The following is a 13404-nucleotide window of genomic DNA, read 5'->3' on the forward strand; positions in this document are numbered from 1 at the left end:
ATTATTTACTTAAAATTATATTAATTTATAAGTTAAATATATCCTTTAAACCTACAATAATCATCTTAAACCCCATAGCAACAATAAATACTTGTGCTATACGAGAAAAAACATGTAAAATCAATTTTCCAACTATTTTTTCTATAGTAGCTGCAAAATGAAAAAGTATAAACATAAAAATAAAAGCTATCATTACTCCGCCAAGAGCAACATCAAGCCCACCATCTTCGGCTATAACAATAACGCTAGCTAAAGTTCCAGGCCCAACAAGCATAGGAAATGCCATAGGTATTAAACTCTGTCTTAAAATTTCCTTATCATCCATATCTTGATAAGGACTAAAATCCTTAGTTGCAATTTTTGTTGAAAAAAGTAAATTTTTAATAGCCATTATAATAAGAACCAAACCACCAGAAACCCTTAAATCATCCAATGAAACTCTAAAAATATAGTTCATAAATAAAGGTCCTGATAATAAAAACACCAAAACTATAGTAAAAGCTGTATAGAGAATAGTTCTAAAAAGTTTTTTTCGAAGCATTAAAGGCAATCCATCACTCATAGCCAAAAATTGAGTTAAATTACCAAAAGGATTTAATATAGCAAGTAAAGTAATTGCAGCAAAAAACATCAAATAAAGCTCAGAACCCATACTAGAAAACACTATCAATCCTTAGTTTTTACAAATTCCAAAGAAATAGAATTTACACAATGTCTTACATTTTTAGCAGAAAATCCTTCTCCTTCAAAAACATGACCTAAATGTCCATTGCAATTTGCACATACAATCTCGGTTCTAATCCCATCTTTATCAGGAATTCTTTTAACAGCCCCTTTTATTTCATCATCAAAGCTAGGCCATCCACAACCTGATTTAAATTTATCTTCGGATTTATAAAGCGAAGCTCCACATTGTTTGCATTGATAGATTCCCTTTTCATAAAAATCATTATATTTCCCACTAAAAGGAGCTTCTGTTCCTTTATTTAAAATTACTTTTTTTTCTTCTTCATTTAATTCTTTCATGATCTACCCTTGTAAAATAATTTTTATATTATATAATTAAATTTTCAATTTTAAATGATAAATTTTTATAATTTTCAAGAAAGTTTTAAATGCAAAAAGAATTTTTTCAAGAACTTCAAGATATTTTATATGAAAAAAATATAACTATAAAATTTCACTCTTTTCAAAATTTTTATGAAGACTTTAAAAGCCACAAATTTAATTTTAATCACGAGCATCAAAGCATTTTCAAAAAAAATACATCACAACAAATTACCTTGCTTCATCCTACGCGTATAAGAAGGCCTAAATTTGTCAATTCAACTCATGCGCTTGCTAAAATAATTCATTCAGTCGCTCATATAGAATTTAATGCAATTAACCTGGCTTTAGATGCGAGTTATCGCTTTAAAAATCTACCTTTGCAATTTTATTACGATTGGCTGGAGGTAGCAGATGAGGAAATTAAACATTTCAAACTTTTAAATTCAGTACTTAAAGAACTTGGTTACAAATATGGAAATTTTCCAGTGCATGATAATTTAGAATCTGCTCTAGAAGCTACAAAAGACTCTTTAAGCTTTAGAATGGGAGTAGTTCATAGAGGTTTAGAAGCTAAAGGGCTTGATGCCAACCCCTTTGTTGTTCAAAAACTTCAAAGTTCCAATCATTCCATTAAAAATCTTCTAATGGAATATCTTGAAATTATACTTAATGATGAAATAAAACACGTTAAAAAAGGAGATACTTGGTGGAAATTTGCAAATCAAAACAGGTATGATTTTATTGAGCTTTGCAAAACGTTTAAACAATTCTCTCTTGCGGGAAAAAAACTTAACATTCAAGCAAGAATCAAAGCTGGCTTCACTCAAGAAGAATGCGAAGTCATTGAAAAATTTTACTCTTGATTTCTTATCTTAAATTTTGAAACGATAATGGTATATAAAACCCGAATAATTCCATAAAGCACATACAAGCTTGCTAAAATTACTAAACTTTCAAGAGGGTAAAGATATAAAAATGAAAATATTATAATTAAAATAATCAAAACTTTTAAAACACTAGAACGATTAAAATCAAGCTTTTTAAAACTAGGATAACGTATATTACTTACCATTAAAAGCCCTAAAATTGCTTGAAGCACCAAAAAAACTACGCCATAAGGCTTTAAAAAATCATAACTGATAAACGCATAAGTCCATATAGTACTCACAACTGCTGCAGTAGGTATAGGAAGACCTATAAAAACGGAGGGTTCATAAGTGCCTGTGGTAACATTAAATCTCGCCAAACGAATAGCTCCAAAAACCACAAAAAAAGCTGTAATCAAAGATCCAAGCTTTCCAAAATCATAACCTATAGCCATATAAAAAAGAACCGCTGGAGCAACTCCAAAAGCTACTAGATCAGCCAAAGAATCAAATTCTACTCCAAATTTTGAAGTAGAATTTGTAAGTCTTGCAACACGGCCATCAAGCCCATCGCAAATCAAAGATAAAATAATATAAATCAAAGCTGTATAATAATTTCCATGTATTGAAGCTATAATAGAAATAACCCCTAAAAAAGCTGAAGCAGCTGTAAAAAGATTGGGTAAAATATAAATTAGTTGCGGTCTGTTATTCATTATTTTTCCTTACGCAAAATAGCCTAGCAATGAACCTGCTTTAATTTCATCATTTAAGCCTATATGAATTCTAGTATCTTTTGGTAAAAGTAAACTTATAGAGCCATTAATTAAAAAACCCATTCTATCTCCTGCTTTTAAATCATGAGAAATATTATCAAGCTTTAATTTTCTATCAAAAGAACCTGCATAGATTCGCAAGGCTATCGTTTTATTCTCTTTAACTTTTGCCAAAATAAAAGCTCTTTCATTCATCATTTTTGCAGATTTTAATTCACTGCACAAAAAAAGCCCATGTCGTAAACGAATATCTATTATAGACATTGCAAAAGGTGTATTAAAATTCCCAGCATCATAAAGAGCATTTTTAATAGCAATTTCAACACATTCACCCAAATCTTTATGATGAATATTTTCTATTTTAGTAACCCTACCATCCATAGGTGCAAAAATAGCTTTTTCATCACTACAAACAAGTTCTCTTTTGGGCGCTCTAAAAAGAAAAATACAAATTACAATTAATGCTAATAGCAAGATGGAAAAAGAATAAAAAATCCACACAAAAATAAAAATTAAGCTTAAAATAATAAGACTTAAATATCCATATTTTGCAATAAAATCTTTCATTCTTCTACTTTAACTTCAGTTTTAACTTCTTCGAGTTCTTGTAAACGAGTTGGTAGACTATTTTGATCCTCAAACTCTTTAATAATCTCGCGCACTTTATTACCTTCAATAGTTTCTTCTTCATAAAGGGCTGCAACCATAGTCTCAATCGCTCCCTTATAAGTATTTAAAGTATCTTTAACATCTTTATAGCGTTCATCCAAGGTTTTCTTTACATAATCATCTAAAGATTCTGCCATCTTTTCAGAATAATCTTTGATAGTTTGTCCACCACTTAAGAAAGTATTTCTTTGTTTTTCAAGTACCATAAGTCCTGCAATTTCACTCATACCATACATAGAAATCATAGCTTTTATGATATCGGTTGCTCTTTCTAAATCATTACTTGCACCCGTTGAAATTTCACCTATAAACACTTCTTCAGCTGCACGACCACCCAAAAGTACATCTACTTCAGCGATAAGTTCATGTTTTTGCATTAAAAATTTATTTTCCTCAGGAGTATTTAAAGTATAACCTAAAGCCGCAAGACCACGCGGAATCACAGAAACCTTACTTACACGTTTTGCGCCTTTGGTAGTTTCAGCAATCAAAGCATGACCGCATTCATGATAAGTAACAATTTTCTTTTCTTTTTCATTAATACGACGTGATTTCTTCTCAAGCCCTGCTATAGCTCTTTCAACAGCTTCAACTAAATCATTTTGTTCTACATATTTTTTAGAATCCCTACCCGCTAAAAGCGCTGCTTCATTAATAATATTTGCAAGATCAGCTCCTGCAAGCCCTGCGGTTAAGCGTGCTATATCTTCTACTTTAACTTTTGGGGAGATTTTGACATCTTTCATGTGCACTTTTAAAATATCACACCTACCTTTAAAATCAGGTTTATCAACTAAAACTTGTCTATCAAACCTTCCTGGTCTTAAAAGCGCTGCATCTAAAACTTCTGGGCGATTTGTTGCTGCTAAAACAATGACTGGGGAACTTTCTGTCCCAAAGCCATCCATTTCAGCCAAAAGCTGATTTAAAGTTTGCTCTCTTTCATCGTTTCCACCCATCATGCCACTTGCTGCACGACTTTTACCAATAGCATCTATTTCATCTATAAAAACAATAGCAGGAGCTTCTTTTTTTGCATTTTCAAATAAATCTCTCACACGAGAAGCACCTACACCCACAAACATTTCTATAAAAGACGAACCTGAAACACTAAAAAACGGCACATCAGCTTCACCTGCAACTGCTTTTGCAAGCAAAGTTTTTCCTGTACCTGGAGGCCCAACAAGTAAAAGCCCTTTTGGAATTTTAGCTCCCAATTTAATATATCTTTCAGGATACTTTAAAAAATCTACAATTTCTTTTACTTCTTCTTTAGCTTCTTCAACACCAGCTACATCGCTAAATTTTACTTTAGGTTTTTCTGAATTTACAAGCTTCTTAGAACTTCCTATACCCAATATAGAACTTCCCATATTTTTTTGCATACGACTTGCCAAAAACATCCAAATACCAAAGAAAATAAATACTGGCAAAACCCATGAAAAAAGTATATCCGTAAACCAATTTGTTTCAGAATACGCACCATAAGCGATATTTTTACTATCTAGTAAACTCACAAGCTCAGGATCATTAACTTTTTTTGCTGTATAAACAGTATTGTGAGAGCTTGAAATCGCTTTGATTGTTGTTTGTCCTATACTAACTTGATTGATTTGTCCACTTTCAATAAGCTTTTTTAACTCAGAATAAGGGACATTTTTATTTACTTCATTGCCATTCAATGCCCCGCCAAAAGAACCATTGCCATCAAAAAATCCCTTAAAAATAATTATCATTATAATTGCAAAAATCGCAAAAATAAAAATGGGATTTTTGTTAAAAAAATTATTACCCTGCGGATTACCCTTATTATTTTGGGTATTATTATTCATTACTTATCCTTTTTTATTATTTTTATATACAAAACTACACCACTCATTGATTTGCATTTCATCAATGAGTTCCAAATCTTGAAATTTTTCTTTAATTCTTGTTGAATATTTATCTAAAATTCCTGACAAAATAAGTATAGCATTATCTTCTAAATGGTTTTTAATATCTTTTTCTAAAATTAAAATCACATCTGCAATGATATTTGCAACAATTAGATTATATAAACCATTTGCTTTATCTATAGATCCACACCAAGCCTTGTGAAAATCGACACCATTTAATCTTGCATTTTCTAAAGAACTATCAATAGCCAACTCATCAGTATCACAAATTTCAACATTACAACCAAACTTTGCCATAATAATACCCAAAATTCCACTACCACAACCAAGATCTAAAGCTCTTAATTTACTTTTAGAAAATTTTTGTAAAAATTTTACACAAGAATATGTGCTTTCGTGATGTCCTGAGCCAAAGGCTAAGGCTGGATTAATCTTTATATTTATACAATTCTTCTTTTCTTCTTGCCAAGTTGTATGGATGTAAACATTATCCACTAAGATAGGTTTTATGCCTTTTTTATATTCTTGTATCCAGTCCTTGTTTTCTTTCTCTACAAGACTTAAATTAGAAATAATTTTATGGTTTAAATTGAAAGTAGTTGTAAGTTTTTGAGCAAATATTTCAAGTGCCCATGAAAACTCTTCTAAACTCTCATGGGATCTAATGTAAACACCATTATCTTTCTCTTCTATGGCTTCTATACCTAAATCAAAAGCAAAATCAAGAAATAAATTTTTATACCGCTCTTCTACGATAAAGAACAATTCATAATATTTTTTTTGCATTTAGAATTTTAAAAATCAGCCTTTACTCAGCTGCACCTTCTCCACTTCCTGTTCCTAAAACATCTTCAAGTTTTTCCTTTAAAACTTGTGGAGTAAAAGGTTTTACAATATAGTTATTTACGCCAGCTTTTAAAGCAGTAATCACTTCAGCTTTTCCGCCCTCAGTTGTAACCATGATGATAGGCATATCTTCATATTTTTTCTCTGCTCTTACTTTTTTTACCAACTCCAAGCCATTCATTTCTGGCATATTCCAATCTGTAATTAAAACTTTTACATCTTCATTTTTAGTTAATAAATCCCAAGCTTCAACGCCATGCTCAGCTTCTAAAACATCATCGTGTCCAAGTCTTGTTAGGGTATTTTTAATAATCCTTCTCATAGTAGAACTGTCATCAACAACTAACAATTTCACAATTTCGTCCTTTCAAAGTTTTTATAGTTTTATTTTACCCTTTTTAGCCTTATTAATCAAGCTAAAAAATTTTAAAAAACAGCATTATATCATCTTTTACTTAAATTTTTACTCAAATATTATTATTTTTATACTTAACCGTAAATAAATATACACTTAAACCTAAAAGAAGCAAGCTCACTCCACCGATAAGATAAATCGCATAAATCATCTGAGAAAGATCACCAATAGCAAGTTTAAATACCAACATCAAAGCTTCTATAGCTAAAGCAATGATAATAGAACCCAAAAATCTCACCATAGTTTTTTGAATTCCACCTTCTTCTTTTTTTGTCCTTCCTAATACTTCTTGTTCGATCAAAGTTTTTGCCAAATCAAAAATAGCTAAAGCCAAAGTTATAGCGATGGTACTTTCAAACATATGTTCTATACCTATAGCTTGATTATCAAAAAGACTAAAAAAACCTTTTTGAAATAAAAAACAAGTAATCACAAATAAAACCAGTGCGAAGCAAAAATATACCGAACGACTAAATTGAGTAAAAACAAATTCAAATTTTCCTGCTTGAATAATCTTTAAAATATCTTCAAGTTTTATATCAATACAAACAACAAAAAGCAAGTTATTTTTATCATCGTAAATTGGCATAGAAGCTGTCACGCAAAGCTCATTATTTAAAACCGAAGGATAAGGATCGCTCAAAACACATCGTCTTAATTTTACAGCTCTATAAAAATAAGAACGAGTACTTCTATCCTCACCCTGTCCTATTTCATGAGCCTTATTTAAGGAAATCGCATTTTCTATTTGCATGCCTGAAATATCTAAAATATACAAAGCATCAAAAACAACAACTTCATGAGCTATTTTATCCAAAGCTGTTTTAATCGTTTCAAGGTGAATGTCAGGAAGTTTATTGGGCAGATTTCTTGTTAAAATATAACTCATATAAGCCCTAGCACGATAGCGATTATCTTCAAATCTTTGTATATCTTTTATATACATTATACGCCTTCTTTATTGTGTTTAAATTCAGGTACAATCTTTAATAAAGCCTCTGAAATATCTTCACATATTTGTAAATTTTCTATCTCTTTATTAAGCCAATCAAGATCAACCTTCTCATTCTTTGCTACAAAAATACTCTCATATTGCGTTTTAGCATCATTTTCATCAATCAAAAGCTCTTCATAAAGCTTCTCACCTTTTCTTAAACCTGTGATTTTAATTTCTAAATCATTGCGATTAGAAAGTAAAAGCATTTTTTTAGCTAAATCTATGATTTTCACAGGCCTACCCATATCCAAAACAAAAAGCTCTCCTCCTTTTGCGATAGCTCCAGCTTGTAAAACAAGTTGCACTGCCTCAGCCACAAGCATAAAATAACGCACTATATCAGGGTGCGTTAAAGTTAAAGGCTCATTATTGGCAATTTGTGCTTTAAATTTCGGTATCACACTACCACTAGAACCTAAAACATTACCAAAACGCACACAAGCAACTTCAAAATTTTCATCACTCATACTTAAAGTATAAAGCTCACAAACTCTTTTAGTGCAACCCATAATATTTGTTGGTCGCACTGCTTTATCTGTACTTATCATCACAAATTTAGCTACTTTATTTTCTTTAGCACTGTCGCATAAAATTTTAGTTCCTAAAATATTATTGATTACTGCTGAATGTGGATTTTGTTCGCAAAGAGGCACATGTTTATAAGCGGCTGCATGTAAAATAAGCTCAGGTTTATAAGTTTTTAATACCTCATCTAAACTTTGCTTATCTAAAATACTCAATAAAATAGGAGTAATTTTTTCTTTATATAAATTTAAATCATCATTGATCTTATAAAGATTATACTCACTATGATCAACCATAATAAGATGCTTAGCACCAAATTTAATACATTGCTTACAAAGTTCACTGCCTATAGTTCCACCTGCTCCACTTACCAAAACTACCTTGTCTTTTAAAAAAGCCGCCACAGCACTATCATCTAAATCTTTTGGTTTTCTAGCAAGCAAGTCTTCTATACTGATATCTCTTGCTTCGTTTCTTGTAAAAGAAAATATTTTTACATCACAAATACCATAAGCTACAAGTTCTTCAAAAAGTTTTTTAAGCTCTTCTTGTTCAAGTCTTAAAGCAATAATGGCAGTTTTTACCCCTTGTTCTACATAAGATTTTATTTTTTCTTTTTCTTCTACAATAAATTTATCACAATAAGTCCCTATAAGCTCTTTTCTCGCATCAACTACGCCTACAGGAAAAAGCCCTAAAGAACCTTCTTTTGCACCTTTTAACAAATGCAAAGCCTTAGAAGTTGCCCCTACTACAATACAAGGAGTTTCTTCTTCTTTCATTCTAGAAGGTTTAAAATCCACAAGCATTCTTTTGCTAATTCTTAAAGTACCTATAAACATATAAGAAAGAACAAAATCTATCACAATAGCACTTCTTGGAAAAGGATTAAAAAAATCACTAAAAAAATAAAAAATAAGAAAAAAACAAAACTCAGCTAAAAGCAAAGCGATAAAAATTTTTCTTGCTTCATTGAGAGAAAAAAATCTCCAAGCTACTTTATAAATTCTAAAAACAAACAAAAATGAAAGTTTTAAAACAAGCAAAATAATAGCAGAAACCATCATACCATGATAAAAAATACTCGGAATATCTCCACTAAACCTCAAAGAAAAAGCCAGATAAACGCTAAGTAAAATTAAAACAATATCTGAAGTTAAAAAAAATGCTAATCTTTTGCTTTTATAAAAAATCATTTTAAGCCTTTATGCTCTTTAAGATCAGTTTTGAAATTTCATAAACATCATCTTTACTCATCGCCGTGCCACTTGGCAAACAAATTCCTTTTTGGAAAAATAACTCACTATTGCCATTAAGATAAGCCTTAGCTCCTTTAAATACTTCTTGAGCGTGCATAGCTTTCCATAATGGTCTTGTTTCTATTTGTTCATTTTTCAAATCTTCTATGAGTTTTGAAATTTTTGGATGCAAAGTAATATTTTTTTGACTGATATTTATATCTTTTTGACAAGAATTAAGTTCATTTTTATCAAAATCAATCAAAGCTGTACTTAACCAGCGATTGCTTCTTGAATTTTCTAATTCATCTAAAAAGCTAAAACACTCTCCTAAAAATTCTTTATACCACTCATAAATTTCTCTTTTTTTAAGCACTCTTTGTTCTAAAACCTCCATTTGCGCTACGCCAATAGCTCCTAAAACATTGCTTAAGCGGTAATTATAACCATAATCTAAATGTTCATAATGCAAACAATTTTCCCTAGCTTGAGTGCTATAAAATCTTGCTTTTTCAATCTTTTCTTTATTTTTTCCTATAAGCATACCTCCACCTGAAGTGGTGATAATTTTATTGCCATTATAAGAATAAGCTCCAAATTCTCCAAAAGTTCCTAAAGCTTTATTCTTATAAAAACTTCCTAAAGCTTCAGCAGCATCTTCGATTAAAACAATTTCATTTTCTTTGCAAATTTCAACAATTTCATCCATTTTAGCCGCATTGCCATAAAGATGAGTTAAAATCAATGCTTTTGGTTTTTTTTCACATTCTTTAATAGCAAGCTTTAATAAATCTACATCGATATTATAAGTTTCATCACAATCTATAAATACAGGTTTTGCTTTAAGATAACAAATAGGTGCTACTGAAGCGATAAAAGTAAAAGAAGAAGCCAAAACAATATCATCTTGTTTTACCCCTGCCACCCTTAAAGCTAAATGCAAAGCCGCTGTGGCTGAATTTAAAGCTAAGGCATTTTCACTTTTACTGTAAGCCTTGACACTTTGTTCAAAGCGATTTACAAATTCACCCAAAGGTGCTATATAATTGCTTTTGAAAACTTCTTCTATGTATTTTAATTCATTACCACCCATATGCGGAGGAGAAAGAAAAAATCTCATGATTTATCCTTTGTGTAAAACAAAATTTTTATAAATTGACTCTATTTTACCTAAAAAAATTTACAAAGATTCAAATATTTAAATTCTTTTTATAGTCAAAGCTTGTTTTCATACCAATTTTTAAGCTTTTCTAAGTCTTCTTTTTTATAAATACTTTCAAAGCATTTAAGGAGTATTTTATTTTTTGTTTTGATAACAAAACAAACTTCAACTTGATTTAAAAATTTCATTTTTTCTATTTTAACAATTTCCAAATCTTCTCGTTTTATAAAATACATATAAAAAAGATTAAATTTACTAACTATATAAATTCCATTTTCACAAACTATTGCTAAATTTATAACATATATCAACAATAATAACATACCTGTTATCACAGAAGAAACTGATACTTGCAAACTCCAAAGTGTTTTTAAATTTTCATTTTCTAATTCAAAGAAAAAAAGAAGTTGATAAAAACCTTCAAAATTATACCAAATTCCTATTAATCCACCCAAAAAAGCAGCAATACCTGTATATTTTATAATCCTACTATTTTTAGAATTTACATTTGCTTTAAGACTAAAAAGTTTTTTGTGTTTTAAAGAATTTTTCAAAGGAAATATGTAGCATATTAGACATATGGTTAGTAAATTAATGACAATCCACCCCAAAGGCGAAGGATTTACTATATAGTGAACAACAAGATTGTTATTAAAATGCAATTTACATCCTTTTTGCAGGTACTCCCACAAAAACACCTTTTTCATCTTGATTTTTAACTAAAGTTGCTCCACCACCTAAAATACTATCATCTGCCAAACTTAAATTAGGCAAAACACAAGAATTAATCCCTAAAAAACAATTTTTACCAATTTTTACATTACCCGCACATTTAGCTCCCACACTCACATGAGAAAATTCCCCTATCACACATTCATGCTCAATTACGCTTGAAGTATTTAAAATCACACCTTTTTCTATTTTAGCTTTAGCGTTAATCACTACATAAGGCATGATTAAAATTCCTGCATTTTCTTCCACGATTGCGCTAGGACTTATAAGTGCACTTTTATGGATAAGATTGACAATTTTAAAGCCATTTTCTGAAATTTTTTGATAAATCTTTTTTCGAATTTCATTGTTTCCTATGGCTATAAAAAAATCATATTTAGGTAAGGTACTTTCAAATTTCATTCCTTTAAAATCATCTAAAAAAATACATTCTTTATAACCCATATTTTTAGCCACATCTTCACAAACAAGCCCATGACCACTAGCACCATAAATATAAATTTTTTCAGTTCTTGCCATTAAATTTCTCTGTTGTAACATGGCCTTCTTTGCTTACCCCACTTCGTTTTAAAACCTTTAAAGCTGTTAAAAACATGATTTTTAAATCAAGCAAAAAAGAAATATTTTTCACATAATACACATCAAGTTCGAATTTTTTCTGCCAAGAAATAGCATTTCTACCATTTACCTGCGCCCATCCTGTTATACCTGGACGCACTTTATGACGCAATTTTTGCTCTTTATTGTAAAGAGGCAAATACTCAACCAAAAGAGGTCTAGGTCCAACAAAACTCATATCCCCTTTTAAAACATTAAAAAGTTGCAAAAGCTCATCCAAACTTAAGCTTCTAACGATTTTTCCAAAAGCTTTCAAACGCAATTCATCGCTTAATAACTCACCCTTTTCATCTCTTTCATCGCTCATGGTTTTAAATTTATAAATTTTAAAAATTTTTTCATCTAACCCGGGACGATTTTGGGTAAAAATCACACTTCCTTGAGTGATTTTTAAAAGTAAAGCAGTGATTAAAATCACCGGAGAAAAAAGCACTAAAAGCACTAAAGCTAAAATAAAATCAAAAATTCTTTTAAAAACTTTTTCATACATTCTTAATTACCCTATCATAAAGTTTTAAATAACGCTGTGCGATTATATTTTCATCGTATTGTAAAGCATCTTGGGCGGCATTTTTAGCTAAATTTAATCTTAATTTTTCATCTTCTAATAAAAGTGAAATTTTTTCGCTTAAATCTTTAGCATTTTTTGTTTTTGCCCAAAGTCCATCATAAGCATTAGAAATAGCCTCCACACAACCTTCACAATCACTCACCACTATAGCCTTACCGCAAGCTTTTGCCTCCAAAACACTTACAGGAAAGCCTTCTTTATAGCTTGGCAAAACAAAAATATCACAATTTTGCAAAAGCTCGACTATATCACTTCTAGCACCCAAATAATGCACCGCGCCAGAGTTTAAAAACTCCAAACTTGCACAAGAAGGATTTTCATCTCTTCCACCAACTAAAACAAAATTTGCTTTGTCTTTTAGCATAGTAGCACTTTCATAAAATTCTTTTACACCCTTATGCCATAAAGCTCTTGCTATCATAAGCACAATGGGTTTTTTATCTATGTTTAAATTTTTCCAAAAAAGCTCTTTTTTTTCCGATTCTACATAAATAGGAAAAAATTTTTTTAAATTGATCCCTACAGATTTTATCACGCAAATTTTATTTTCTTTAAGTCCTAAATTCCGCATAAACTCAGCATTACTTTCATTGACAAAAATAAATTGGTGTGCAAATTTAAAACTTAATTTATAAAGACTATTAATAACAAAACGCACTAAATTTGCCTTAAAACCTTGATCTATATAAAAAGATCCCAAGCCTTCTACTAAGGCAAAACGATAAGGAATTTTTGCCCATTTTGCTGCTAAAATTCCAAAAGTATTGCTTTTGTGTGCCGCACTTTGAATAAAATCAAGATTTAAATTTTTCAAAACCTTAGCAAGATAAAAAAAATTCTTTAAAACCACAAAAGGATTTAAACTAGCTCTTGAAAACTCATAAACAATTACTTTTAAGCCAAGATCTCTAAGTTTTTGCGTGTATTCATCTTGCGGCACTATAACAAAAACTTCGTCTTTTCTATCTTTTAACGCTTTTATAATAGGCATTCTAAAATGATAAATACTCGCTCCTGCATGTGATAAAAATCCTATTCTCATTT

Annotated in this window: 15 protein-coding genes; 1 reads left to right on the plus strand and 14 read right to left on the minus strand. The window is 30.3% G+C overall.

Going from position 1 to position 13404, the window contains the following annotated elements; translation table 11 throughout:
* Positions 1-25: 25 nt before the first annotated feature.
* The gene (locus FBE87_RS05435; RefSeq protein ID WP_002864805.1) at positions 26-652 is read right to left on the minus strand and encodes a MarC family protein; all 627 of its coding nucleotides are present in this window, start codon (positions 650-652) and stop codon (positions 26-28) included.
* Between the two features lie 14 nt (positions 653-666).
* On the minus strand, positions 667-1026 hold the full coding sequence (locus tag FBE87_RS05440) for a methionine-R-sulfoxide reductase (RefSeq protein ID WP_002826104.1): 360 nt from the start codon (positions 1024-1026) through the stop codon (positions 667-669).
* Positions 1027-1115: 89 nt separating this feature from the next.
* Here FBE87_RS05440 and FBE87_RS05445 point away from each other — a divergent pair, with 89 nt between their 5' ends.
* A complete protein-coding gene (locus tag FBE87_RS05445; RefSeq protein ID WP_002852814.1) occupies positions 1116-1913 on the plus strand; it encodes a ferritin-like domain-containing protein in 798 nt (265 codons plus the stop codon).
* On the opposite strand, the gene pssA is transcribed toward FBE87_RS05445, so the two are convergent.
* The 12 genes from pssA to pglA all read right to left on the minus strand — a co-directional run bounded on the left by pssA (position 1904) and on the right by pglA (position 13402).
* Positions 1904-2632 carry a CDP-diacylglycerol--serine O-phosphatidyltransferase gene (pssA, locus tag FBE87_RS05450; RefSeq protein ID WP_002852812.1) on the minus strand — a complete coding sequence of 243 codons (729 nt, stop codon included), beginning with the start codon at positions 2630-2632 and terminating at the stop codon, positions 1904-1906. The genes FBE87_RS05445 and pssA overlap by 10 nt on opposite strands.
* A gap of 9 nt (positions 2633-2641) precedes the next feature.
* Positions 2642-3259: a phosphatidylserine decarboxylase gene (locus tag FBE87_RS05455; protein ID WP_002852690.1), complete on the minus strand. Its 618-nt coding sequence runs from the start codon at positions 3257-3259 to the stop codon at positions 2642-2644.
* Complete coding sequence (gene ftsH, locus FBE87_RS05460) at positions 3256-5193, minus strand: ATP-dependent zinc metalloprotease FtsH (RefSeq protein ID WP_002852796.1); 1938 nt, start codon at positions 5191-5193, stop codon at positions 3256-3258. Before ftsH ends, FBE87_RS05455 begins: the two co-directional genes overlap by 4 nt.
* A 3-nt stretch (positions 5194-5196) precedes the next feature.
* The gene (locus FBE87_RS05465) at positions 5197-6042 is read right to left on the minus strand and encodes a 50S ribosomal protein L11 methyltransferase (RefSeq protein ID WP_002856135.1); all 846 of its coding nucleotides are present in this window, start codon (positions 6040-6042) and stop codon (positions 5197-5199) included.
* A 22-nt stretch (positions 6043-6064) separates the two neighbouring features.
* Positions 6065-6457 (minus strand): chemotaxis response regulator CheY, encoded by a 393-nt coding sequence (locus FBE87_RS05470; protein ID WP_002866134.1) that lies wholly within the window; start codon positions 6455-6457, stop codon positions 6065-6067.
* A 112-nt stretch (positions 6458-6569) separates the two neighbouring features.
* A complete protein-coding gene (locus tag FBE87_RS05475) occupies positions 6570-7463 on the minus strand; it encodes a PDC sensor domain-containing protein (protein WP_002856519.1) in 894 nt (297 codons plus the stop codon).
* A complete protein-coding gene (gene pglF / locus FBE87_RS05480) occupies positions 7463-9235 on the minus strand; it encodes a UDP-N-acetylglucosamine 4,6-dehydratase (configuration-retaining) (RefSeq protein ID WP_002855851.1) in 1773 nt (590 codons plus the stop codon). Before pglF ends, FBE87_RS05475 begins: the two co-directional genes overlap by 1 nt.
* A gap of 1 nt (position 9236) precedes the next feature.
* A complete protein-coding gene (pglE, locus tag FBE87_RS05485) occupies positions 9237-10397 on the minus strand; it encodes a UDP-N-acetylbacillosamine transaminase (RefSeq protein ID WP_002852877.1) in 1161 nt (386 codons plus the stop codon).
* Positions 10398-10492: 95 nt separating this feature from the next.
* A complete protein-coding gene (locus FBE87_RS05490; protein ID WP_072223330.1) occupies positions 10493-11146 on the minus strand; it encodes a hypothetical protein in 654 nt (217 codons plus the stop codon).
* Entirely contained in the window at positions 11103-11690 is a 588-nt protein-coding gene (gene pglD / locus FBE87_RS05495; RefSeq protein WP_002852865.1) for a UDP-N-acetylbacillosamine N-acetyltransferase, read from the minus strand. The genes FBE87_RS05490 and pglD overlap by 44 nt, the downstream gene beginning before the upstream one ends.
* On the minus strand, positions 11677-12279 hold the full coding sequence (pglC, locus tag FBE87_RS05500; protein WP_002852766.1) for an undecaprenyl phosphate N,N'-diacetylbacillosamine 1-phosphate transferase: 603 nt from the start codon (positions 12277-12279) through the stop codon (positions 11677-11679). The genes pglD and pglC overlap by 14 nt, the downstream gene beginning before the upstream one ends.
* Complete coding sequence (gene pglA / locus FBE87_RS05505; protein ID WP_002852885.1) at positions 12272-13402, minus strand: N,N'-diacetylbacillosaminyl-diphospho-undecaprenol alpha-1,3-N-acetylgalactosaminyltransferase; 1131 nt, start codon at positions 13400-13402, stop codon at positions 12272-12274. The genes pglC and pglA overlap by 8 nt, the downstream gene beginning before the upstream one ends.
* Between the last annotated feature and the right edge of the window lie 2 nt (positions 13403-13404).

Origin of the sequence: Campylobacter sp. CFSAN093246 (assembly GCF_012889415.1) — a bacterium.
In the GTDB taxonomy this organism is placed as follows: Bacteria; Campylobacterota; Campylobacteria; order Campylobacterales; family Campylobacteraceae; genus Campylobacter_D; species Campylobacter_D jejuni.

Excerpts from the sequence above, each read along its gene's own strand:
- FBE87_RS05435 (WP_002864805.1), bottom strand. The coding sequence starts at position 652 with ATGGGTTCTGAGCTTTATTTGATGTTTTTTGCTGCAATTACTTTACTT.
- FBE87_RS05440 (WP_002826104.1), bottom strand. The coding sequence starts at position 1,026 with ATGAAAGAATTAAATGAAGAAGAAAAAAAAGTAATTTTAAATAAAGGA.
- FBE87_RS05445 (WP_002852814.1), top strand. The coding sequence starts at position 1,116 with ATGCAAAAAGAATTTTTTCAAGAACTTCAAGATATTTTATATGAAAAA.
- pssA (WP_002852812.1), bottom strand. The coding sequence starts at position 2,632 with ATGAATAACAGACCGCAACTAATTTATATTTTACCCAATCTTTTTACA.
- FBE87_RS05455 (WP_002852690.1), bottom strand. The coding sequence starts at position 3,259 with ATGAAAGATTTTATTGCAAAATATGGATATTTAAGTCTTATTATTTTA.
- ftsH (WP_002852796.1), bottom strand. The coding sequence starts at position 5,193 with ATGAATAATAATACCCAAAATAATAAGGGTAATCCGCAGGGTAATAAT.
- FBE87_RS05465 (WP_002856135.1), bottom strand. The coding sequence starts at position 6,042 with ATGCAAAAAAAATATTATGAATTGTTCTTTATCGTAGAAGAGCGGTAT.
- FBE87_RS05475 (WP_002856519.1), bottom strand. The coding sequence starts at position 7,463 with ATGTATATAAAAGATATACAAAGATTTGAAGATAATCGCTATCGTGCT.
- pglF (WP_002855851.1), bottom strand. The coding sequence starts at position 9,235 with ATGATTTTTTATAAAAGCAAAAGATTAGCATTTTTTTTAACTTCAGAT.
- pglE (WP_002852877.1), bottom strand. The coding sequence starts at position 10,397 with ATGAGATTTTTTCTTTCTCCTCCGCATATGGGTGGTAATGAATTAAAA.
- FBE87_RS05490 (WP_072223330.1), bottom strand. The coding sequence starts at position 11,146 with ATGAAAAAGGTGTTTTTGTGGGAGTACCTGCAAAAAGGATGTAAATTG.
- pglD (WP_002852865.1), bottom strand. The coding sequence starts at position 11,690 with ATGGCAAGAACTGAAAAAATTTATATTTATGGTGCTAGTGGTCATGGG.
- pglC (WP_002852766.1), bottom strand. The coding sequence starts at position 12,279 with ATGTATGAAAAAGTTTTTAAAAGAATTTTTGATTTTATTTTAGCTTTA.
- pglA (WP_002852885.1), bottom strand. The coding sequence starts at position 13,402 with ATGAGAATAGGATTTTTATCACATGCAGGAGCGAGTATTTATCATTTT.